Annotated in this window: 20 protein-coding genes; 19 read left to right on the top strand and 1 reads right to left on the bottom strand. The window is 62.4% G+C overall.

The features are described 5' to 3' along the window. The first annotated feature begins 212 nt into the window (after nt 1–212). From glnE to P7A97_RS16290, 18 genes are all read left to right on the top strand, one after another. Nucleotides 213–3,119 carry a bifunctional [glutamate--ammonia ligase]-adenylyl-L-tyrosine phosphorylase/[glutamate--ammonia-ligase] adenylyltransferase gene (gene glnE / locus P7A97_RS16375; protein ID WP_277691090.1) on the top strand — a complete coding sequence of 969 codons (2,907 nt, stop codon included), beginning with the start codon at nt 213–215 and terminating at the stop codon, nt 3,117–3,119. Nucleotides 3,120–3,156: 37 nt separating this feature from the next. Continuing rightward, on the top strand, nt 3,157–4,080 hold the full coding sequence (locus tag P7A97_RS16370) for a branched-chain amino acid transaminase (protein WP_277691089.1): 924 nt from the start codon (nt 3,157–3,159) through the stop codon (nt 4,078–4,080). Between the two features lie 60 nt (nt 4,081–4,140). Continuing rightward, nucleotides 4,141–5,175, top strand: a complete 1,035-nt coding sequence (gene waaF, locus P7A97_RS16365; RefSeq protein ID WP_277691088.1) for a lipopolysaccharide heptosyltransferase II — start codon at nt 4,141–4,143, stop codon at nt 5,173–5,175. 1 nt (nt 5,176) lies between these two features. Further along, nucleotides 5,177–6,181: a lipopolysaccharide heptosyltransferase I gene (waaC, locus tag P7A97_RS16360; protein WP_277691087.1), complete on the top strand. Its 1,005-nt coding sequence runs from the start codon at nt 5,177–5,179 to the stop codon at nt 6,179–6,181. Then, entirely contained in the window at nt 6,181–7,302 is a 1,122-nt protein-coding gene (locus P7A97_RS16355) for a glycosyltransferase family 4 protein (protein WP_277691085.1), read from the top strand. The genes waaC and P7A97_RS16355 overlap by 1 nt, the downstream gene beginning before the upstream one ends. After that, nucleotides 7,299–8,114 (top strand): lipopolysaccharide core heptose(I) kinase RfaP, encoded by an 816-nt coding sequence (gene rfaP / locus P7A97_RS16350; protein WP_277691084.1) that lies wholly within the window; start codon nt 7,299–7,301, stop codon nt 8,112–8,114. The genes P7A97_RS16355 and rfaP overlap by 4 nt, the downstream gene beginning before the upstream one ends. Beyond that, nucleotides 8,111–8,848 (top strand): lipopolysaccharide kinase InaA family protein, encoded by a 738-nt coding sequence (locus P7A97_RS16345; protein ID WP_277691083.1) that lies wholly within the window; start codon nt 8,111–8,113, stop codon nt 8,846–8,848. Before rfaP ends, P7A97_RS16345 begins: the two co-directional genes overlap by 4 nt. After that, nucleotides 8,845–9,588 (top strand): lipopolysaccharide kinase InaA family protein, encoded by a 744-nt coding sequence (locus tag P7A97_RS16340; RefSeq protein WP_277691082.1) that lies wholly within the window; start codon nt 8,845–8,847, stop codon nt 9,586–9,588. The genes P7A97_RS16345 and P7A97_RS16340 overlap by 4 nt, the downstream gene beginning before the upstream one ends. After that, a complete protein-coding gene (locus tag P7A97_RS16335) occupies nt 9,588–11,009 on the top strand; it encodes a lipopolysaccharide kinase InaA family protein (protein ID WP_277691080.1) in 1,422 nt (473 codons plus the stop codon). Before P7A97_RS16340 ends, P7A97_RS16335 begins: the two co-directional genes overlap by 1 nt. Nucleotides 11,010–11,149: 140 nt before the next feature. Then, nucleotides 11,150–12,904, top strand: a complete 1,755-nt coding sequence (locus tag P7A97_RS16330) for a carbamoyltransferase (protein WP_277691079.1) — start codon at nt 11,150–11,152, stop codon at nt 12,902–12,904. After that, on the top strand, nt 12,891–14,027 hold the full coding sequence (locus P7A97_RS16325; RefSeq protein ID WP_277691078.1) for a glycosyltransferase: 1,137 nt from the start codon (nt 12,891–12,893) through the stop codon (nt 14,025–14,027). The genes P7A97_RS16330 and P7A97_RS16325 overlap by 14 nt, the downstream gene beginning before the upstream one ends. Further along, a complete protein-coding gene (locus tag P7A97_RS16320) occupies nt 14,024–15,292 on the top strand; it encodes a capsule biosynthesis protein (RefSeq protein ID WP_277691077.1) in 1,269 nt (422 codons plus the stop codon). The genes P7A97_RS16325 and P7A97_RS16320 overlap by 4 nt, the downstream gene beginning before the upstream one ends. Next, nucleotides 15,279–15,458: a hypothetical protein gene (locus tag P7A97_RS16315; RefSeq protein ID WP_277691076.1), complete on the top strand. Its 180-nt coding sequence runs from the start codon at nt 15,279–15,281 to the stop codon at nt 15,456–15,458. The genes P7A97_RS16320 and P7A97_RS16315 overlap by 14 nt, the downstream gene beginning before the upstream one ends. A gap of 160 nt (nt 15,459–15,618) precedes the next feature. After that, a complete protein-coding gene (locus P7A97_RS16310; RefSeq protein WP_277691075.1) occupies nt 15,619–16,665 on the top strand; it encodes a polysaccharide pyruvyl transferase family protein in 1,047 nt (348 codons plus the stop codon). 5 nt (nt 16,666–16,670) lie between these two features. Beyond that, entirely contained in the window at nt 16,671–17,864 is a 1,194-nt protein-coding gene (locus P7A97_RS16305; protein WP_277691074.1) for an O-antigen ligase family protein, read from the top strand. Beyond that, a complete protein-coding gene (locus P7A97_RS16300) occupies nt 17,849–18,700 on the top strand; it encodes a lipopolysaccharide core biosynthesis protein (RefSeq protein WP_277691072.1) in 852 nt (283 codons plus the stop codon). Before P7A97_RS16305 ends, P7A97_RS16300 begins: the two co-directional genes overlap by 16 nt. Before the next feature lie 692 nt (nt 18,701–19,392). Then, on the top strand, nt 19,393–19,584 hold the full coding sequence (locus tag P7A97_RS16295) for a hypothetical protein (RefSeq protein WP_277691071.1): 192 nt from the start codon (nt 19,393–19,395) through the stop codon (nt 19,582–19,584). A 398-nt stretch (nt 19,585–19,982) separates the two neighbouring features. Continuing rightward, nucleotides 19,983–20,222 carry a hypothetical protein gene (locus P7A97_RS16290; RefSeq protein ID WP_277691070.1) on the top strand — a complete coding sequence of 80 codons (240 nt, stop codon included), beginning with the start codon at nt 19,983–19,985 and terminating at the stop codon, nt 20,220–20,222. Nucleotides 20,223–20,319: 97 nt separating this feature from the next. On the opposite strand, the gene P7A97_RS16285 is transcribed toward P7A97_RS16290, so the two are convergent. Further along, nucleotides 20,320–20,922 carry a toluene tolerance protein gene (locus P7A97_RS16285; RefSeq protein ID WP_277691069.1) on the bottom strand — a complete coding sequence of 201 codons (603 nt, stop codon included), beginning with the start codon at nt 20,920–20,922 and terminating at the stop codon, nt 20,320–20,322. A 34-nt stretch (nt 20,923–20,956) separates the two neighbouring features. Between P7A97_RS16285 and msbA the strand changes: the two genes are divergently transcribed. Next, nucleotides 20,957–22,786 carry a lipid A export permease/ATP-binding protein MsbA gene (msbA, locus tag P7A97_RS16280; RefSeq protein ID WP_277691068.1) on the top strand — a complete coding sequence of 610 codons (1,830 nt, stop codon included), beginning with the start codon at nt 20,957–20,959 and terminating at the stop codon, nt 22,784–22,786. Nucleotides 22,787–22,812: the final 26 nt, after the last annotated feature.

The following is a 22,812-nucleotide window of genomic DNA, read 5'->3' as shown; positions in this document are numbered from 1 at the left end:
GAATCGGATGCCTGGGCTCGTCACACGCTTTTTGGGCGTGCTCCGTGAAGTCGTTATTGGCCGGACTTGACTGGCCGGTCTGTAGTTTTACTACATTTCGACGGCTTTTGCAGCGCCCTGGATACAATCTTTAGTAGTAAAACTACACAATTGAACGCTGGAAAGCGCTCCTGCCCGCGGCACGTGGCGTTTTCCGCCCTCAAGGATAGACCATGAGCCTGCCGCCACTGGCCGCCTTGCCGACCTCTTTGCAAACTCTCGCTGAACGCTGCTCTGCGCTCTCTGTGCCTGCCGACTGCCCGCCGCCGTGCCGCGAGGCTCTGGAGCGCCTGTGCGCGACCAGCGATTTCGTCTACGAACAACTGGCCCGTGATCCCGAGTTGCTGCCAGCGCTGCTCGCCAGTGGTGATCTGCAGCGCCGCTTTGCGGCGGGCGAACTGCGCGCCCAGCTGCAGGCCTTGCTGGAGGAGTGCGTCGACGAGGACGAACTGGGGCGGCGCCTGCGTCGCTTCCGTAACCGTCAGCAGGTGCGCATCATCTGGCGCGACATCAATCGCCAGGCCGACCTGGCGGAAACCTGCCGTGACCTGTCCGACCTCGCCGACGCCTGCATCGACCTGGCCTATCACTGGCTCTACCCGCGCCATTGCGAGCAGTTCGGCACGCCCATCGGGAGGCGTAGTAGCCAGCCCCAGCACATGGTCATCCTTGGCATGGGCAAGCTGGGCGCTCATGAGCTCAACCTGTCCTCTGACATCGACCTGATCTTTGGTTACCCGGAAGGTGGCGAGACCGAGGGCGTGAAGCGCTCGCTGGATAACCAGGAGTTCTTCATCCGTCTCGGCCAGCGGCTGATCAAGGCGCTGGACGCCATCACCGTCGAAGGCTTCGTCTTCCGCGTCGACATGCGCTTGCGCCCCTACGGCTCGGCCGGCGCGCTGGTACTCAGTTTCAATGCGCTGGAGCAGTACTACCAGGATCAGGGCCGCGACTGGGAACGCTACGCCATGATCAAGGCGCGCGTGGTCGGCGGCGATCAGGCCGCCGGCAAGCAGTTGCTGGAGATGCTGCGGCCGTTCGTCTATCGCCGCTACCTGGACTTCTCCGCCATCGAAGCGCTGCGTGCCATGAAGCAGCTTATCCAGCAGGAAGTGCGGCGCAAGGGCATGGCCGACAATATCAAGCTGGGCTCTGGTGGCATTCGCGAGATCGAATTCATCGCCCAGGCCTTCCAGCTGATCCACGGCGGCCGCGATCTCAGCCTGCAGCAGCGGCCGCTGCTCAAGGTGCTGGCCACCCTCGAAGGCCAGGGCTACCTGCCGGCGCCGATCGTCGACGAGATGCGCCAGGGCTACGAATTCCTGCGTTATGTCGAGCATGCCCTACAGGCCATCGGCGACCGGCAGACGCAGATGCTGCCGGACAACGACATCGATCGCACGCGCGTCGCCTGCATCATGGGCTTCGATTCCTGGGCGGCTTTCCACGAGCAGTTGATGTACTGGCGTGGGCGCATCGAATGGCACTTCCGTCAGGTCATCGCCGACCCGGACGAGGAAGAGGGCGGCGAGAGCGAGTCCTGCGTCGGTGGTGAGTGGCTGCCGCTGTGGGAAGAGGCGCTGGACGAGGAGATGGCCGAGCGACAGTTGGCCGAAGCCGGCTTTCGCGAGCCCGCCGCCGCGCTCAAGCGCCTGATCGACCTGCGCAGCGGCTCGCAGGTACGCACCATGCAGCGCCTGGGGCGCGAACGCCTGGATGCCTTCGTTCCGCGACTGCTGGCCCAGGCGGTGGAGCATGATGAGCCGGACCTGGTGCTGGAGCGGGTGCTGCCATTGGTCGAGGCGGTGGCGCGGCGCTCGGCCTACCTGGTGCTCCTCAGCGAAAACCCTGGTGCCCTGCAGCGGCTGATGACCCTGTGCGCGGCCAGCCCGTGGATCGCCGAGCAGATCACCCGCTTCCCGTTGTTGCTCGATGAGCTGCTCAACGAGGGCCGCCTGTTCAGTCCGCCGCTGGCGCCCGAGCTGGCCGCCGAGCTGCGCGAGCGGCTGACGCGAATCCCCGAAGACGATCTGGAACAGCAGATGGAGGCCCTGCGCCACTTCAAGCTGGCCCACGGCCTGCGTGTGGCCGCCTCGGAAATCGCCGGCACTCTGCCGCTGATGAAGGTCTCCGACTACCTGACCTGGCTGGCCGAGGCCATTCTCGAACAGGTGCTGGCGCTGGCCTGGCGCCAGTGTGTTGCCAAACACGGTGCACCGCGCCGCGCCGATGGCAGTCAGTGCGACCCGGACTTTGTCATCGTCGGTTATGGCAAGGTCGGTGGCCTGGAGCTGGGCCATGGCTCGGACCTCGATCTGGTGTTCATCCATGACGGTGACTCCCAGGCCGAGACCGACGGCGCCAAGCCCATCGATGGCGCGCAGTTCTTCGCCCGCCTGGGTCAGCGCATCATCCATTTGCTCACCGCGCAGACCACTTCCGGTCAGCTCTACGAGGTGGATATGCGCCTGCGCCCGTCAGGCGCGGCGGGCCTGCTGGTCAGTTCGCTCGGCGCCTTCCAGCGTTATCAGGAAAACGAGGCCTGGACCTGGGAGCATCAGGCGCTGGTGCGCGCCCGCGTGCTGGCCGGCTGTGCGCGGGTGGCCGCTGGCTTCGAGCGGGTGCGTGCGGATGTGCTCGAACGCGAGCGTGATCTGGCCAAGCTGCAGGCGGAAGTCAGTGAGATGCGCGGCAAGATGCGCGACAACCTGGGCAGTCGGGAAACGGCGGCGGGAACCGGTGAAAATGCCTTCGAGGCCGCGACTTCCTTCGATCTGAAGCAGGATGCCGGAGGTATCGTCGATATTGAATTTATGGTGCAATACGCGGCCCTGGCGTGGTCGCGGCAGCACTCGGAGCTGCATCGCTACACCGACAATATCCGCATTCTCGACGGTCTGCGTGACGTGGGCCTGATGCCCGCCGCCGATGTCGAATTGCTGCAGGAGGCCTACAAGGCCTATCGCTCCGCTGCCCACCGGCAGGCGTTGCAGAAACAACCGGGCAAGGTTGCCGGAGACCAGTTCGAAGCCGAGCGGCGCTGCGTGATGCGCCTGTGGCGCGAACTGGGGCTGAGCTGAACCGCCCTGAACCGATGAAGACTGAGGAGTGGCAATGATGTCGATGTCCGACCGTGATGGCGTGATCTGGTATGACGGCGAACTGGTGCAATGGCGCGACGCCACCACCCATGTGCTGACCCATACCCTGCACTACGGCATGGGCGTGTTCGAGGGCGTGCGCGCCTACAACACCCCGGACGGCACCGCCATCTTCCGCCTGCAGGCGCACACCGACCGCCTGTTTGACTCGGCGCACATCTTCAACATGCAGATCCCCTTCTCCAAGGAAGAGATCAACGAAGCCCAGCGTGCCGCGGTGCGCGAGAACGGCCTGGAGAGCGCCTACCTGCGCCCCATGGTGTTCTTCGGCAGCGAAGGCATGGGCCTGCGCGCCTCTGGCCTGAAGGTGCACGTGATCGTTGCTGCCTGGAACTGGGGCGCCTACATGGGCGAAGAAGCCCTGAAGACCGGCATCAAGGTGCGCACCAGTTCCTTCACCCGCCACCACGTCAACATCTCCATGACCCGCGCCAAGGCCAACGGCAACTACATCAACTCGATGCTGGCCCTGCAGGAGGCCATCTCCGGCGGCGCCGACGAGGCCCTGTTGCTGGACCCGGAAGGCTACGTGGCCGAGGGGTCGGGCGAGAACATCTTCCTGGTCAAGGATGGCGTGGTGTACACCCCGGAAGTGACCTCCTGCCTCAACGGTATCACCCGTAGCACCATCCTGACCCTGGCTGAAGAGCACGGCATCAAGGTGGTGGAGAAGCGCATCACCCGCGACGAGGTATACATCTGCGACGAGGCCTTCTTCACCGGTACCGCCGCTGAAGTGACGCCGATCCGTGAAGTGGACGGCCGTCAGATCGGCATCGGCCGCCGTGGCCCGATCACCGAGAAGCTGCAGAAGGCCTACTTCGACCTGGTCACCGGCAAGACCAGTGCCCACGCCGAGTGGCGCACTCTGGTTAAATAAAAGGTCGTCAAGGGTATGACGGGGAGGCTCTGAGCCTCCCTGCTCGTTTCTGGAAATAGCATGAAAATACTGATCGTTGGGCCCAGCTGGGTCGGTGACATGGTGATGGCGCAGACCCTGTTCGTCTGCCTCAAACAGCGCCATCCCGGCTGCGAGATCGATGTGCTGGCGCCCGAATGGAGCCGGCCGATTCTTGAGCGCATGCCCGAAGTGCGTGCGGCGTTGAGTTTTCCATTGGGGCATGGCGTGCTGGATATCGCCACCCGGCGCAAGATCGGCAAGTCCCTGGCCGGTCAGTACGATCAGGCGATCCTGCTGCCCAACTCGCTCAAGTCGGCCCTGGTGCCTTTCTTCGCCAGCATTCCCACGCGCACCGGCTGGAAGGGCGAGATGCGCTACGGCCTGCTCAACGACATCCGCACGCTGGACAAAGAGCGCCTGCCGCTGATGATCGAGCGCTTTATGGCGCTGGCCTATGAGCCGGATGCCGAGCTGCCCAAGCCTTATCCACAGCCCCGTCTGGTCATCGACGAGGCCAGCCGCGCGGCCGCGCTGGCCAAGTTCGACCTGAGCCTGGATCGCCCGGTGCTGGCCCTGTGCCCCGGCGCCGAGTTCGGCGAGGCCAAGCGCTGGCCGGTCGAGCACTACGCCAAGGTTGCCGAGATCAAGGTCCGTGCTGGCTGGCAGGTGTGGATGTTCGGCTCGAAAAACGACCATCCCGGCTGCGAGGCGATTCGCGCGCGGCTGATCCCGGGGCTGCGCGAGGAAAGCGTCAACCTGGCCGGGGAAACCTCGCTGGCCGAGGCCATCGACCTGATGTCGGTCGCTGGCGCCGTGGTGTCCAACGACTCCGGCCTGATGCATGTGGCGGCCGCGCTCAATCGTCCGCTGGTGGCGGTGTATGGCTCCACGTCGCCGCAGTTCACCCCGCCGCTGGCCGATCAAGTGGAGATCGTGCGCTTGGGGCTGGAGTGCAGTCCCTGCTTCGAGCGAACCTGCCGCTTCGGCCACTACAACTGCCTGCGCGAGCTCAAGCCGCGCCCGGTGATCGAGGCGCTGGACCGCCTGGTCGCCGACCCGGTCGAGGTGCAATAGCTTGCGGGTTCTGCTGATCAAGACGTCTTCGCTGGGCGACGTGATTCATACCCTGCCGGCGCTCACCGATGCGACGCGGGCCATTCCCGGCATCCAGTTCGACTGGGTGGTGGAGGAGGGCTTCGCCGAGATTCCCGCCTGGCACCCGGCCGTGGCGCAGGTGATCCCGGTGGCCATCCGCCGCTGGCGCAAACACCTGCTGCAGACCTGGAAAAGTGGCGAGTGGAAGCGCTTCAAGCAGCGCCTGGGCGAGGTCGACTATGACCTGGTGATCGACGCCCAGGGCCTGTTCAAGAGTGCCGTGCTGACCCGCTACAGCAAGGCGCCGGTGGCAGGGCTGGACCGCGACTCGGCGCGCGAGCCGATTGCCTGCCGTTTCTACGATCGCCTGTATGCGGTGCCGAAAGAGCAGCACGCGCTGGAGCGCACCCGCCAGCTGTTCGCCCAGGCGCTCGGCTACCCGCTGCCGCAGCAGATCGGCGACTACGGCCTGGATCGCGCGGCCATGGCTGATGCCTCTGCTCAGCCGTACCTGTTGTTCCTGCATGGCACCACCTGGGCCAGCAAGCACTGGCCGGAGGCCGATTGGCGCTCCCTGGCTGAGCGCATGGCCGCGCAGGGCTGGGCCATCCGCCTGCCCTGGGGTAACGAGACCGAGCGCGAGCGCGCCCAGCGTATCGTTGCCGGTATCGAAGGTGCCGCCGTGCTGCCCAAGCTGAATCTGGCCGGCGTGGCCAAGGTGATCGCCGGCGCCACCGCCTGCGTTGCCGTGGATACCGGTCTCGGCCATCTGGCCGCGGCGCTCGACGTGCCGACCATCTCCCTGTACGGGCCCACTCTGCCGGGCAAGGTCGGCGCCTACGGCCGTGGTCAGGTGCATTTGTGCGCTACAGGGCCGGATGCCGGCGGGGGGGATCGCCACAAGCCTTGCTTCGACGGCCTCGGCGCCCAGCGCGTCGGCGACGAGCTAAACGCCTTGCTGCTGGCGCAGCAGGAGGCGGTCTGATGCAGCTGGCCTTCGTGCTCTACAAGTACTTCCCGTTCGGCGGCCTGCAGCGTGATTTCATGCGCATTGCTCTGGAATGCCAGTCGCGCGGTCACGCCATTCGCGTTTACACGCCGATCTGGGAAGGCGAAGTGCCGACCGGCTTCGACGTGCGCGTCGCGCCGATCAAGGCGTTCTTCAATCACCATCGCAACGAGAAGTTCAGCGCCTGGCTGGCCGCCGACCTGGCGCGCGATCCGGTGGATCGCGTGGTCGGCTTCAACAAGATGCCGGGCCTCGACGTCTACTACGCCGCCGATGGCTGCTACGAGGACAAGGCGCAGACCCTGCGCGCACCGATCTACAAGCGTTGGGGCCGCTACAAGCACTTCGCCGACTATGAGCGGGCGGTGTTCGCCCCCGAGTCGAAGACCGAGATCCTGATGATCTCCGAGGTGCAGCAGCCGCTGTTTATCAAGCACTACAACACCCCGCAGGCGCGCTTCCATCTGCTGCCGCCGGGCATTGCCCAGGATCGTCGCGCGCCGGCCAATGCCGCCGAGATTCGCGCCGAGTTCCGTCGTGAATTCAAGTTGAAGGATGATGACCTGCTGCTGGTGCAGATCGGCTCGGGCTTCAAGACCAAGGGGCTTGATCGCAGTCTCAAGGCGCTGGCCGCCCTGCCGCGCGAACTGAAGCAGCGCACCCGCCTGATCGCCATCGGCCAGGATGACCCGCGTTCGTTCCAGCTGCAGGCGAAGACCCTCGGTGTGTCCGAGCAGGTGCAGATCCTCAAGGGGCGCAGCGATATTCCGCGCTTCCTGCTCGGCGCCGACCTGCTGATCCACCCGGCCTATAACGAGAACACCGGCACTGTGCTGTTGGAAGCGGTGGTCGCCGGTCTGCCGGTGCTGGTCAGCGAGGTGTGTGGTTATGCTCACTACATCGCCGAGGCTGATGCTGGGCGGGTGGTGCCGGCGCCGTTCGCCCAGGATGACCTCAACCGGATGCTGACCGAGATGCTCGGCGACGATGCGGCGCGCAGCAAGTGGAGCGCCAATGGGCTGGCCTTTGCTGATTCGGCTGACCTGTATTCCATGCCGCAGCGCGCGGCCGATGTGATTCTGGCGGAGCGCCCATGAAGCTGGTGCTCGCCGAACCCTTCAAGTCGCTATGGGCTGGTCAGGACGCCTTCGCTGCGGTCGAGGCCCTGCAGGGCCAGGTCTATCGTGAGCTGGAGGGGCGTCGCACGTTGCGCACCGAGGTCGACGGCCGCGGTTACTTCGTCAAGATCCATCGCGGTATTGGCTGGGGCGAGATCGTCAAGAACCTGCTCACCGCCAAGGCGCCGGTGCTCGGTGCCGGCCAGGAATGGGCGGCGATTCAGCGTCTGACCGAGGCCGGGGTGCCGACCATGACCGCCGTGGCTTACGGCGAGCGTGGTAGTAATCCGGCGGCGCAGCATTCCTTTATCGTCACCGAGGAGCTGGCGCCGACCACCGATCTGGAGCAGCTGAGCCTGAACTGGCTGCAGCAACCGCCCGAGCCTCAGCTCAAGCGCGCGCTTATCAAGGAGGTGGCGCGGATGACTGGCACCATGCACCGTGCCGGGGTCAATCACCGTGACTGCTATATCTGCCACTTCCTGCTGCACACCGACAGGCCGGTGACGGCGAACGACCTGCGTCTATCGCTGATCGACCTGCACCGCGCCCAGGTACGCAGTGCTACGCCGCTGCGCTGGCGTAACAAGGATCTGGCCGGGCTGTATTTCTCGGCGCTGAACATCGGCCTGACCCGTCGCGACAAGCTGCGTTTTCTCAAGACCTATTTCCAGCGCCCGCTGCGTGAAATCCTGCGTGACGAGGCGGCGCTGCTGGCCTGGCTGGAGCGCAAGGCCGACAAGCTGCTGGCCCGCTATGCGCGTAAATATGCGCCGGGGGCTCAGGGGTGAGCGGTTGGCGTGTGAGTGATGATCTGCCGGCGGCGCTGGCGCTGGAACTGGCCAGCCTGGAGCATGTATTTGCCTTGCAAGGCAAGCGCCTGACCCGCGACCCGCTGTCCGAGGTAATCCTGATCGAGCGCGAGGGCGTGCGTTACTACGTCAAGCGTTACTGGGGGGCGGGCAAGGGGCTGCGGCGTTATATCGGTCGGCCGCGGGTCAAGGCTGAGTGGCAGAACCTCAAGTATTTCGCAAAGTGGGGCGTGCCGACGGCTGAGATCGTTGGCTATGGCCTGGAGCGGCGCAGGGGGGCGTTCGTGCGCGGTGCGTTGATCACCCGCGAACTGCCGAATACCCAGGATCTGGCCCTGCTGGCCAAGTGCGGCGATGCACGCCTCAAGGATGGTGCCTGGGTGCAGCGGGTCAGCCAACAGTTGGCTACGGCGACGCGCACGCTGCATGCCCATCGCTTCGTGCACAACGATCTGAAGTGGCGCAACCTGCTGGTCAATGATCACGCCGAGCTGTTCTTCATCGATTGTCCCACTGGCGGCTTCTGGTGGGGCCCTCTGCTGGACTATCGCGTGATCAAGGATCTGGCCTGTCTGGACAAGGTGGCCAAGTACCAGCTGTCGCGTACCCAGCGTCTGCGCTTTTACCAGCAGTACAGCGGCAACGCGCGCCTGAGCGCCGACGACAAGCGCGTTATTCACAAGATTTTGCAATTCTTCGAGGGCAGGGAATGAGCGACTTTATCGCCGCTGAGGATCGCCCGATCCTTGAACGCCATGGATTGGCGAATTTCGATGCGCTGTGGGCGCTGCAGCTGGAGGCGGTCGATGAGCCGAACACCGAGCGCGGTGGCTGGAGTAGCGTCTATCGCCTGGAACTGGATGGCGCGGCCTATTACCTAAAGCGTCAGAGCAACCACCTGACCCGTACCCTGCGCCATCCCTTCGGCGAGCCGACCTTCGCCTGCGAGTTTCGCAATATTCGCCGTTATGCCGATTTGGGCATTCCGGCGTTGCAGGCGGCCTTCTTCGCCGAACGCAAGCTGCCGGGCGAGCAGCGGGCCGTGCTGCTCACCCGTGCCCTGGACGGCTGGCAGGACCTCGAGCATTGGTTGCAGGGCTGGGCGAGCTTGAGCACGTCCCGGCGCGAGGCGATTCTGGCTGCCTGTGGTGGGCTTGTCCGTCGTCTGCATGATGCCGGTCAGGTACATGGCTGCTTTTATCCCAAGCACATCTTTCTGCGTGAGCAAGGCGACGATTTCGCTGCGCAGCTGATCGATCTGGAGAAGACTCGCCCTCTGTTGTTCGGTGAGCGTGACCGGGTCAGGGACCTGGAGCCCTTGCTGCGCCGCGCCGCCGTCTGGAACGAGGCGGAAGTGCGTCAGCTGCTGGTGGCCTATCTGGGCGATTCCGCTGATGTCGAACGCTGGCATGAGCGGCTCGGCGCGCGCCGTCGGCGCAAGGGGGCGCGTTGATGCAGTTGGCGCAACTGGCCCAGGCCGGGCGCGAGCCGTCCCTGCCGCTGACCTTGGAGTTGGCGGGCGACGAACTGGAGCTGCAGCGTCTGCTGCGCGTATTGCCCGGGCAGCGCTATGTCGGCCAGGCCCAGTGGCGGGGGCGCCCGGTGTTGGTCAAGTTGCTGGTGGGCGAGCGGGCCGAGCGGCATTATCGCCGCGAATTGGACGGCGCCCGCCTGCTGGCCGAACAGGACCTGACCACGCCCGCTCTGCTGGCCGAGGTTTTTGTGGAGGGGCAGGGCGGCTGGCTGCTGTTCGATTACCTCGAAGGTGCCGAAAGCCTGTGGGGCGCCTGGCGCCTGGTCGAGCGCGAAGCTCCTCTGTCCGAAGGGCAGCATGGGGTGCTGGCCGAGGCTTTGACCGCCATCGCCGGTATGCACGCCCGCGGCCTGTGGCAATCCGATCTGCATCTGGACAATCTGCTGCGCCAGCAGGGGCAGCTCTACCTGATCGATGGCGGCGGTGTGCAGGCCGAGACGCCAGGTCAGCCGCTATCGCGCCAGCGCGTGCTGGAAAACCTCGGGGTGTTCTTCGCCCAGTTGCCGGCCGAGCTGGAGCCCTATCTCGAAGAGTTGCTGATTCATTATTTGCTGGCCAACGGCGAGCATGCGCTGCCGCTGGAGGCGCTGCTCAAGGAAATCGCCAAGGTGCGCCAGTGGCGCCTGCGCGACTACCTGAAGAAGGTCGGGCGCGATTGCAGCCTGTTCGCGGCGCGCGTCGGCGCCTTCGGCCTGCGGGTGGTACGGCGTGCCCAGCAAGCCGAGCTGGCGCCGTTGCTGGACGATCCGGATGCCGCCATCGCGGCCGGTCGCCTGCTCAAGGATGGCGGCAGCGCCACGGTGGCGCTGGTGCAGGTCGGCGATCGGTTGCGGGTGCTGAAACGCTACAACATCAAGGGCTGGGGCCACTGGCTCAAACGCTTCTGGCGGCCGAGCCGGGCGTGGCACAGCTGGGTCGAGGGCCATCGCCTGGAGCTGCTGGGGATCGCCACGCCGCGTCCGTTGGCAGTGCGTGAGCAACGCTGGTGCTGGCTGCGCAGCCGGGCCTGGCTGCTGACCGAGCACTGCGCGGGCGAGGATCTGCTGACGCGCTTTGCCCCTTATCTCGACAGCACGCCGCCGGAAGAGGAGCTGCAGGCGCTGGATCAGCTGTTCGCGGCACTGATTCGCGAGCGCATCAGTCATGGCGACTGCAAGGGCACCAATCTGTTCTGGGAAAGCGGCCGCTGGACCCTGATCGACCTAGACGCTATGCGCCAGCACCGCAGCCAGGCCTCGTTCGCGCCAGCCTTCGCCCGAGACCGCGCCCGCTTCCTGCGCAACTGGCCGCAGGACTCGGCGCTTCATCGTCTGCTGGATCAACGCCTGCCGCGTCTCTGATGGCGACCGCTCGGTCAGCAGTCGGCGATACCCTCGGCCCGGCGCTGCGGCTATAATCCTTCGCTTTGTTTGGGCGAGCCGTGGCTCGCCTTCCACTTTCCGTGGCGGCTCGTCCGCCCGTAGCAGCAAGAGGCTTTTCCGTGGCATTGACCATTCTCGGCCTGTCCGGCGCGCTCAGCCATGACCCGTCCGCCGCCCTGTACATCGACGGCAAGTTGATCGCGGCGGTCGAAGAGGAGCGCTTCGTGCGCGACAAGCACGCGAAGAACCGCATGCCCTACGAATCCGCCAAGTTCTGCCTGGAACAGGCCGGGATCAAACCGTCCGACGTCGACGTGGTGGCGATTCCCTTCGCCCCCATCAGCCTGTTCGGCAAGGCCCGCTGGCACTACGCCAAGCGCTACTGGTATGCGCCTGATCGTTCCCTCGACGCGATCCTGATGGGTAACCGCCGCTACAAGCGCTACCACAAGAAGATCCAGTGGTGCCTGGAGCAACTGGGCTTCGACCTGAAGAAGGTCAAGATCGAGCCGGTCGAGCACCACCTGGCCCACGCTGCCAGCGCCTACCACTGCTCGGGCTTCAAGGAAAAGACCGCGATCCTCGGCATCGATGGCAAGGGCGAGTACGCCACCACCTTCTTCGGCTACGGTGAGAACGGCAAGATCCACAAGATCAAGGAGTTCTACGATCCGGATTCGCTTGGCGGCCTGTACGGCGCGATCACCGAGTTCCTCGGCTTCGAGATGCTCGATGGCGAGTTCAAGGTCATGGGCATGGCGCCCTACGGTGACGCGGCCAAGTACGATTTCTCGCGCCTGGCCAAGTTCGAGAACGGCGAGCTGATCATCAACACCGACTACGCCAACGTCATCGGTTTCCGCCGCTACAAGGAAAACGGCAAGGGCTACTACTTCTCGCCCAAGCTGATCGAGTGGCTGGGCCCGAAGCGCCAGGGCGACATCGCCGACGACCCTTACATCCACTACGCCGCCAGTATGCAGGCGCTGTTCGAGAAGCTGGCGCTGGAGATGATGGAGTACTACCTCGGCGATATCCTCAAGGAAACCGGCAAGATCGCCTTCGCCGGCGGCTGCGCGCTGAACGTCAAGCTGAACCAGAAGATCATCGCCCGCGACGATGTGAAGGAGCTGTTCGTGCAGCCCGCTTCCGGCGACGCCGGTACCTCGGTCGGCGCCGCCGCCTACGTTTCGCACCAGCGCGGCGTGCCTGTGGAGAAGATGGAGCACGTCTACCTCGGCCCGTCCTACTCCAACGAAGAAATCATCGCCGCCTGCGCCAAGCACCCGAACAAGCCGGTGTTCAAACGCATCGACAATACCCCGCAGCGCATCGCCAAGATCATGGTCGATGCCAATCCCGTAGCCTGGTTCCAGGGGCGCATGGAATTCGGCCCGCGCGCGCTCGGTGGCCGTTCGATCATTGGCTGCCCGAGCGTGCCGGGCGTCGCCGACCGCATCAACGAGCAGATCAAGTTCCGCGAGCGCTGGAGACCCTTCTGCCCGTCGATGCTCGATACCGTGGCGCCGCAGATGCTCAAGGTCGATCATCCGAGCCCGTTCATGACCTTCACCTTCGAGGTTAATGACGAGTGGAAGGAGCGTGTCGGCGAAGTGGTACACGAGGACGGTACCTCGCGTGCCCAGGTGCTGGAACGTCGCTTCAACCCGCGCTGGTACGACCTGATGCTGGAACTGGAGAAGCTGACCGGTAACGGCGTGTCGCTGAACACCTCGCTCAACCGTCGCGGCGAGCCGATGATCTGTTCGCCGACCGATGCGCTGAACATGTTCTATGGCTCGGATCTGCAGTACCTGATCATGGAAGACATCCTCGTGGTCAAGGACGGCCGTGACTGGTATGACCACGTCTAACGCAGATGCTGCCGGGCAGCGCTGGGTTCTGCAGTTCTGCCATGGCTACGACGGGCCCTTCCTGGACTGTGCGCGGCAGTACGCCGTGCTGTTCCGTGGCACGCGCTACAAGGTCTGCACCGTCTACCTGACGGGCGCGCCGAGCGCCGAAGTGGAGCAGGGCTCGGCCTCGGACGAGGTCATCTTCCTCGACTACCGCAGCAAGGATGTCAGTGGCCTGAAGCTCAAGGCGATCCGCGACATCCGCCGTATCGCGACCACGCGTGATTTCGCCCTGTGCATCGCCCATCGCTTCAAGCCAATCTACGTGGCGCTGCTGGGCACCGCGCTGCCGGTGATCGGCGTGCACCATGCGTTCGGTGTCTACGGCCGCCTGAGCCGCCGCCTGTTCATCAACCGTTTCCGTGAGCGTTTGCTGCTGCTCGGGGTGTCCAATGCCGTGCGCGACGAGATACGTCGCGATCTGCGTGGCTGGCCGGCCGAGCGCATCGAGACGCTGTACAACCGCATCGACATCGAGGCCGTGCAGGCCGAACAGGTTTCCCGTGAGGAGGCCCGCGTCCACCTCGGGCTGCCGCAGGACGCCTGGGTGGTCGGCAATGTCGGCCGCCTGCATCCAGACAAGGACCAGGCCACCCTGATTCGTGGCTTCGCCCAGGCCCTACCGCAGTTACCCGCCGGCAGCCTGCTGGTGATCATGGGCAGCGGACGTCTGGAGAACTCGCTAAGGTCCCTGGCTGTGGAACTCGGCGTGGCCGAGTCGGTACGCTTTCTCGGCCAGGTTGCCTACGGGCGCCGCTACTTCAAAGCTTTCGATGTGTTCGCACTGAGCTCCGACCATGAGCCGTTCGGGATGGTACTGTTGGAGGCCATGGCGGCGGTGGTTCCCTTGCTTGGCACGGCCTGTGGCGGTGGTCGCGAAGTGATTGAGGGTGTTGGCGCGTTGTTTGAGCTGGGTAATGTTGAACAACTTACCCAGGCGTTGGTTGCACAGGTCTACCGAGGGGATCGTCAGGCTGTTGAGTCGGCGATGCAGGAACGTTTGCAGGCGCTTTTCTCCGATCAGGCAGTACGCGAGCATTTCTGGTCGATCAGCCGGCAGGCCGGGTTGCTAGGCGCATGAGTAACAACCTCTGGGCAGCGAAGGCGCGTGCGCTCGATCATTATCGCTGGGCATTGCTGCGCGAGCGCTATGGCGTGCTGGGCAGTGCCGTGCGCTTTGCCCGGGAAGCGCTGTCCGACTGGTGGTTTGGTCTACGCGCCAGGCGCCGCCTGGCGGCGGAGGTTCAGGAAGAGTGCTGCGATTTCCTGCTGCTGCAGTCCGCCCCCAAGGTGATTAAGCTGCAGCGCAAGAAACTGCTGATCGGGGCGCTGCGCGAGCGGGGGCATGCGCTGGTGGAAACTGCGCTGGAGGAGCCGTCCGTGATCCTGCAGGAGCGTCGGTTGCGTTGCCCCCCCTGCAAGGTGCCCACCCGTTATTTCGGTTTTGCCGCTCATGCGCAATGGCTCGACGAACGCTACGGTCCGCGCGTGTTGCTGAATGATCGCAACGGCAGCCTGTATTCCCCGTTCCTGCGACTGGCGTTGAATGCCCGTAACGCCACGCTGGTGCATCTGGCGCACGCGACCACTGTTGAGGGCTCGCGGCGCCTGAGCATGAACGACTACGACTATTACTTCCTTTTTGGTCAGAGTTCGCTGGATGCCCTGAAGGCCAGGGCGCTGCGCTTTGGTACCAGCACGGCGGTACTGGCCGGCTCGCATATGATTGATAGTACATACGACCTAGCTCCGGCCAAGCCGTCCAAGCGTGCCTTGTTGATCCTCGGTGTCGGTCCTGACAAGGAAAAGGAGTCCGGCTACCAAAAAGCGTATGAGCTGTTGCGTAATTGGGCTGCTGCTCATCCCGATTACCGGGTGCTGGTCAAACCGCATCCACGCAGTCAGGTCCCCTTCTGGAAACAGGCAGCCTCCGAGTTACGGAACCTGCTGGTGCTGCCAGTATCATGCAGCTTGGCGCAGGCTCTGGCTGAGTCATCGCTAGTGGTCAATATCATGTCCAATGCAGTTATAGAGGCCGCATTGGCACGCAGGCCGATACTTTATGTGAATGTCAGTGGCGAATCGGACATCTTCGAGCAAGCTCGTTTTTTCGGAGGGGCTTTGATGAATGTTTCGTGCCTTGATGCCGGTATTTCAGCCATTGAATACGATTACGAGCGGCACCTTCGCCAAGCCGATGAATTCGCACATTTTCATCTTGCACATGGAAGCAGAGGGTTGGCGCACAATCTGGAACTGCTTGAAGCGCTTCTGCGTGGTGAGCCTTGTTCAGGCGAGCCATTGCTCGCGCACGGCTTGACAAAAAAACTACATGAGATTCCGTGATGAATCGACTCGCTCTGACGCTGCACACTGCACACTGCGCGATGGCGGCATCTTCGGCAGCCCGGATGCCAAAGACCTGATCCTCGAACGTGAACTGCAGCAGGAAAACATTCGGCAGCCTGCCTTGTATATCGGCAACAGCAGCTTCGATCAGCGTGCTCGCTAGGCCAGGCTGGACTTCGTCTTCTTGCATGGCTGGAGTGAGTTCAAGGGCTGGCGTGAGTACTGCGACGCCGGGTCGATAGAAATCCTCAGCGGTTTATATGATCTTATCGCTTAAAAGACCGCGCACGCGGTCATGATGCACTCAGTGGATGAAACTCCTCATGCAGGCCTTGCTCTTCAACGACACTTCCTATGAACAGCACCACGGTTCCCAACTGGTGGTGCGACAGATATATCGACTGGCTACTAGTGTGGGTATACACATTAGTCGTGCTTGCCCCATGCGCTATGACTGGCAGTCGGACGAGCGGTTGAAGGCCGATATACGCCGCGCTGACCTGTGTTTGATCAATGGCGAGGGCACCATGCATGATGATGCCCAGCAGGCCCTCCGCCTTGGGGAGCTGGCAGGCTATTGTAAGACTCATGGTGTCCCCTGCTTCCTGATTAACAGCGTATGGCAACGCAACGACAGGCTCAACGAGCTGGCCCGTGATTTCAGCGGTATCTATGTGCGGGATCGTCTCAGCGCGCAGGAGCTTGAGAGGGCAGGCATCATAGCCCGGGTGGTTCCTGATCTGACTCTGAGCTTGGATGAGCTGCCTGCGTCAGGCTCGCGTTCGGGGGGGCTGGTCAATGGCAGTGTGTTTGCCGAGCGGACCTGGGAGGGCTGGCAAGCGGCCAGAAATGCCAGGGTTGCGTACCTGAGCATCAAGGCACTACCCCCTCTGCAATTAGGCAAGGGCTTTCCCGCTTATGTGATCAAGAGTATGGCTCGGCGTATTAGAGCTGAGTTGAAGCGTCTCTCCAGCCTCGTCTCTGCTGTGCCGGATGCCCAGAGCGATAAGGCTCTGACCCACTTGCGCTGGCGTTATTCGGCCCGGACGTTACATTCCTTTCTGAAGCGCTTGGGGGCAGCCGAATGGGTAGTTACGGGGCGCTTTCACTGCGTGACACTTTGCCTGCTGATGCGCACCCCCTTTGTCACAGTTGCTTCCAATACTCACAAGATCGAGTCGCTGCTCCAGGAGGCGGGCCTGCAATCCCGTCTTGCCGATAGTTATGCAGAGGCTTTGGAACAGGCGCCTCGTTGGCCTCTTTCGCCTGCAGAGCGGCATTCCTTGGACGCTTTTCTGGTTCGGTCTCGCGAACAGGCGTATGAAATGTTCCGCCAAATTGCCCAGACTTGCTGTCAACGGGAGTCGTGATACTGATGGATTTTCGAGAGACAGCGAGCCGGTTGCCGCTGGTATTTGCCTGGTTGTCTGTGATGGTACTGTTGCTGGGGCGTTTCTGGTGGCCGGGCGAGACATCGGCCTGGGCCAGCACTCTGCGTTTCTGCCTGGGCTTCTTTCTGCTAGCGGCTTTGCTGAGATGGCGTCAGGTCTTGTTTGAACTCGCTGACCGCCAACTGCTGTTGCTGATGGCCGCCTTTACGCTGTGGGTCGTTGCAAGTGTGCTGTGGCTGGGGGGGGAGGCAGATATCCTGAGGCGTGGGCTGGTGTTGCTAGTGTTCATGATAGCGGTCGCCTTCCTAGCTGGTCGATATCCGCGAGCGCTGATGCAGTTGCTTCAAGCGGCCGCTGTGCTCGGTGCCTTCGCCGCCGTGGTCACCCTCTACTTGAAGTTGCAGAAGAGTGGCTTCGACTTCCGCTATCGGGCATTCCAGCTTCACAGCTCTGGCATTTCTGGATTCGCCGAATTCGGCAATCCGATCATTTCGGGCATGCATCTGGCTTTTGCCGGGCTTACCGCCTTTTGCTGTTTATTGAGCAGTCGCCTTTGGTCATCACGCTTGTTCTGGGGGCTTCTGCTGTTGCCGATTGGGGGCTACGCATTCCTTACTTTTTCCCGGAGCGCGTGGCTGGCGCTTGTGGTCGGCGGTCTTTTTCTGCTGTGGCGCTTCGGTAATCGGAGAATCTGGCTGCTGAGTGGTGCTGCGTTCTTGCTTGTGATGGCGATGGTGCTGATGCGGTTTCCCGGTATGTTCGGCATCGAGGCTGCCAGAAATGTGACCTATCGAGACCTGATCTGGCGGATGGTGCTTGATGCCATGCCCGGCTATTGGCTTCAGGGGCATGGAGCCGGAGTCAGTATGGATGTTATGCATATTCCGAATCAGACGGTGGTCAATACCCACAGCCTCTATCTGGAAGTGCTGTTCCAATACGGTATGACGGGCTTGCTGATGTTTCTTGGCATGTTTGCGCTGGCGATCAGGCGTCTTTGGCTCTGCTCGAGCCCTCTTGCGTTGCTGGCTCTGGCTCTGTTACTGGCAAGCTCGGCGGTAATGTTTTTTGAGTTGCATTCGTTCATACACTCCCCGAATCTGATTTGGTTATGGATCTGGTTGCCGATGGCCATTGCGCTGGGTTCGCGAGGTAAGTGTTCATGCAGCTTAAAGTAGGGGCCTCCGGTCAGCGATTGCAATTAGCTAATGGAGCAAGTGTTGCCTTGGGCGATTTTTCCCCTCTGCGTGGGAAGTTCTCGGGTTCGGTCTTTTTGGTGGCTTCCGGGCCCTCGGTGGCCCAGTTCCAGATGTCGCGCTACCGCGACTGGCCAATGCTGGCGATGAACGGATCCATCCAGCGTTTTCTTCAAGAAGAAGTTAGTCCTCTGTTCTATCTATGTGATGATAAGGGCTTTGCCCAGGCCAAGGCGGGGGCTGTCGCCGACGGCATTCGCCATGCGCGATATGCTGCGCTGGGTTTTTCCTGCCTGGAGCAGATGGCGCGACACAGTCCGGATGTCTTGGGTGAGGGAGAGCTCATGCTGCTCGAGCGTGCAAACCGTATGCATGGGCAGGTCGAACTGTCGGATCGAATGTTTGCCTGGCGCAACCGACACAACCCGGACATGGTGGTGCACTGGTCCCTGTTGCACCAGAAGCGCAATCGCATCGGTTTCAGCCGCGATCTCAGCCAAGGCTATTTCAATGGCAGAACCATCCCGTATGCGGCCCTGCAGCTGGCCTGCCATTTGGGATTTAGTAGGGTATTCATGGTCGGGGTGGATATGAATCCGGCGCAGGGGCGGTTCTACGAACCTAAAGGTGTGGTGCCGAGCCGGCTGGATGACGACTGGGATGATTATATTCTCCCAAGCTTCGAGCTACTCGGGGGCAAGGTGCTGGGGCCGCACTTTCAAGTGTTTAATCTTTCCAAGCAGAGCCGCATTCCGGAAAGATTGGTACCCAAGCTTGATTGGATACAACTGGATGCCTCACTGCAGGCGTCAAGCTGAGGCCGGGGGCGTTGGCGAGGCAGTACAAGATGCAAGTGATCTACCCGGCTGGCAGCGAAAATGTGGTGGACGACCTCAACGGTTGGCTCTGGCCCGTGCTGCTTGGAGATACAGGAAGTGTGTCCGCTATGCAGGTGCTGCTGGGCTAGAAACACTTCTCAATCAGCACTTCTGCGAGCGTCTGTGTGATGCCTCGGCCATGCATGTGTTGGGTACTTGAGCTACCAGGGTTGATTCGCGCTGGCATTGGCATGCGCTTCGCGAGCCCTTGAGCGCACGCGCAATGGAGCTGGTGGATGATAGGGCTGTGGCCGATGCGGCCCATCTGCTGGCTACTCCTGGATTGGTCTGGTTGATGTTCGGTCGATGCTGGTGATGTGGTGCTCGTCCCGCACCATCTTTCGTTGCGCCTGGTCGACTGGGAGCAGCTCTGCAGTCGGGGGGCTGAGGTTTCTGTCACCCTTGATGCCGGTACGTGCCTTTATGCGGGCTTTGTGCGGTGCCCGGTTGTTGCCCTCCAAGGTCATGCATGGCGCGATTCTCGCCGACATTCTGCGCAAACCCTGGGTGGCTTTCAGCTTTGGGCGGCAGTGCGCAGAGGACAAGTGGCAGGACTGGTTCTGGCGTTCGATCTATCTCTGAGCCTCCACCGGCTGCAGGGGGGCTATGATGTTTCACGCCATGGAGCGTGCATGGGCCTGCCCCACCATGCGGGTAATTCGCTGAAGGCCTGGTTATGGCGGCGCGGAGTGGGTAAGCGCAAGTGGCGCAGCCTGACTCCGCCGGACTGGCCGCTGGCACTGGCGCAGCCGGTGCTTGAGGCCAAGCTGAGAGCGCTTGCTCTTGAGTCGGGCCAGCTGAGTGCGGATAGGTTATTCCAGTAGCGGGTGGTTCAGCTTCATGAGCGTGTCAGCGAGATGCGCCAACAGCTTGGTGTGGATCCGGTCCCATCTCTGAGAGGTTCGCCCGAAGCCTTCTTTCTAAGGCGGCGCGCTTGATCCCTGAGGGTATTCACTTCTACGGGTTCGGTGGTCGTCCGCTGCCCCCGGAGGCGCGTCTGTATCTGGCCTCCTGGCGTTACCATCTGCCGAATTATGAGCTGATCCTTTGGGATAGGCGCAGTTTCGATCCTGCGTCCCATCACTCCATGGAGGTCGACGTTGAAGTGCTCGCGCGCTTCGATAAATTGCTTGATTCGGCCCTATTGATAGGCCTCGAAGACCGGCAGCGGTTCGCAACTTCCATCATAGGGATCGAGGCGGGACATTAGCTGCTCAGATCAATGTTGGATTATTACCAGTCCACGTCCTTCGATCCGACGAAGCTCTCTGAGCTGGTCAACGTCAATGATGACATTCGGGTATTGCTGGCGCATGGCTTCGATGCCAAACAAGGGCGGCGAGAGTGGGTGTTGCCGATCGGCGCCTTTTTCGGCGCGTGGGGGGAGCGAGGGGCGTTAAGGCGCTGGCGCGACACCTATGCGCCGGCACCTAGCGGGATGGACGTGGCAAGTCGTGGTTAAGTCGCTTGGCCAGAGGTGTGCGACAGTTTCCTGGGAGGCTGGGGGCCGGGTGCGCCTGCAGCGCTACCTCCCGGTCATTGCCCTGCGCGGTTGGATCTCACAGGCTTGTCTGGTATAGCGCCAGCAGTCGGTCGAGGGGGAAGTGTTCCAGCTTGCGCCGCTGCAGGTAGCTGCGTAGGTGTTCGAAGTTGCGACGAACCAGGCCGCGGTTCAGCGGAAACGGGTAGCAACGTAGATCCAGCACGTCAATTAGTCCGAACCGGCCGGGTGCGATAAGCAGTATGTTGCCCAGATGCAGGGAGCGGAAATAGATGCCCTGGCTGTGCAGGTGGCGGATGAAGGTCGCCAGTGCCGGCAGCTCCAGTTCAAGCTTTGGGGCATCATCGTGCAGCAGTTTTTCTAGCGACTCCCCCGGTAGGGGGGTATAGAGACAGGCACTGAGTCCTTTGTCGCGATTCAGCCAGAAAATCTCGCTGATGCCAGGGGTGGCAACGCCCCGCGCGCGCAGCCGCTCGGTGTTGTGGAGAAAGCGCCGAGCGGCTGGCCACAGTCGTGACTGCAGCGCTGTGCGGCGGGTGTGGAAGATCTTCAGGAAGCGACCATCGGGTAGGGCCACTACTTTGGGGCCGCGGGTATCCCGCTCCAGAACCTGGCCACTCGTCAGCCAGCTTTCCAGTTCCCGCGCTGTTACAATCCGCATCTTGTTCCTCTAGCCAGTCGTACGAGGCTGCCGAATGGCCAATTCTACCCAGCAATCAAGCCTTAGGGTTTACCTGCGGCTGTTGAAATATGTGGTGCCTTACTGGGGGCTGTTTGCCATCAGCATCCTTGGTTTCCTGATTTTTGCATCGACCCAGCCCATGTTGGGTTACATGTTGAAGTTCTTCGTCGACGGGCTTAGCAATCCGGCGGCAGGGTTGTTCGCCGAGGTGCCCTGGCTGCTCAAGTACCTGCCGTGGCTGGCTGGACTGCCGCTTTTACAGGCTGTGCCGCTGCTGATCGTGGTGATCGCACTGTGGCAGGGAGTTGGCTCGTTTCTGGGCAACTTCTATCTGGCCAAGGTCTCCATGGGCTTGGTACAGGATCTGCGCATCGCCTTGTTCAACAATCTGCTGACCCTGCCCAACCGTTATTTCGATAACCACAACTCAGGCCACCTGATCTCGCGCATCACCTACAACGTGACCATGGTCACCGGGGCCGCCACCGATGCGATCAAGGTGGTGGTGCGCGAGGGTATGACTGTGCTGTTTCTCTTCGCCAGCCTGCTGTGGATGAACTGGAAACTGACCATGGTCATGCTGGCGATCCTGCCGGTGATCGGCCTGATGGTGGGCAGTGCCAGCAAGAAATTCCGCAAGCAGAGCAAGAAGATCCAGGTAGCCATGGGGGATGTGACCCATGTGGCATCGGAAACCATCCAGAGTTACCGGGTGGTGCGCAGCTTTGGTGGTGAGGCCTACGAGCGTCAGCGTTTTTTCAAGGCGGCCGACGATAACAAGGCCAAACAGCTGCGCATGGTCAAGACCAGCGCCATCTATACCCCCAGCCTGCAGCTGGTGATATACAGCGCTATGGCTGTTCTGATGTTCCTGGTGTTGCTGCTGCGCGGGGATGCATCGACCGGGGATCTGGTGGCCTACATCACATTGGCGGGGTTGTTACCCAAACCGATTCGTCAGCTGTCCGAAGTCAGCTCGACCATTCAGAAGGGTGTAGCCGGCGCGGAAAGTATCTTCGAGCAGCTGGATGAGGCTCCCGAGATCGATCGTGGCACGCAGGAGCGCGAGCGGGTCAGTGGTCGTCTGGAGGTGCGTAACCTGAGCTTCCAGTATCCCGGGGCCGAGAAGCCGGTTCTGAAGGATATTTCCTTCGTCGCCGAGCCTGGGCAGATGATCGCCCTGGTGGGGCGTTCCGGCAGTGGCAAGTCGACCCTGGCCAGTCTGATCCCGCGTTTCTATCACCATGAGCATGGGCAGATTCTGCTGGACGATCTGGATGTCGAGGATTTCACCCTGCGCAATCTGCGTCAGCACATCGCCCTGGTCACCCAGCACGTCACCCTGTTCAACGACAGCGTGACCAATAACATCGCTTATGGTGATCTCGCTGGCGCTCCCTTCGAGCAGGTGCGTCAGGCCGCCGAGGCCGCCTATGCCGCCGAGTTCATCGACAAGTTGCCGCAGGGCTATGACACCCTGGTTGGCGAGAACGGTGTGCTGCTCTCCGGTGGCCAGCGCCAGCGCCTGGCCATTGCCCGGGCGTTGCTGAAGAACGCGCCGTTGCTGATTCTCGATGAGGCGACTTCGGCGCTGGACACCGAGTCCGAGCGGCATATCCAGGCTGCGCTGGATCAGGTGATGCGTGGTCGGACTACTCTGGTCATTGCCCACCGTCTGTCGACTATCGAGAAGGCCGACCTGATTCTTGTGATGGACCAGGGGCAGATCGTCGAGCGTGGCAGCCACGCCGAGCTGCTGGCGCTCAACGGCTACTACGCCCGCTTGCATGCCAAGCAATTCGAGGATGTCGACGAGCCCACACCGCTGGAGCAGGATGCCTAGTGCTTACTGCCCGCTCGCCTGGGGCG

It is taken from the genome of Pseudomonas sp. GOM6 (assembly GCF_029537485.1).
GTDB lineage: Bacteria > Pseudomonadota > Gammaproteobacteria > Pseudomonadales > Pseudomonadaceae > Aquipseudomonas.
Note: the sequence above shows the minus strand (reverse complement) of the source record. Positions and strands in the feature narration are given on the sequence as shown.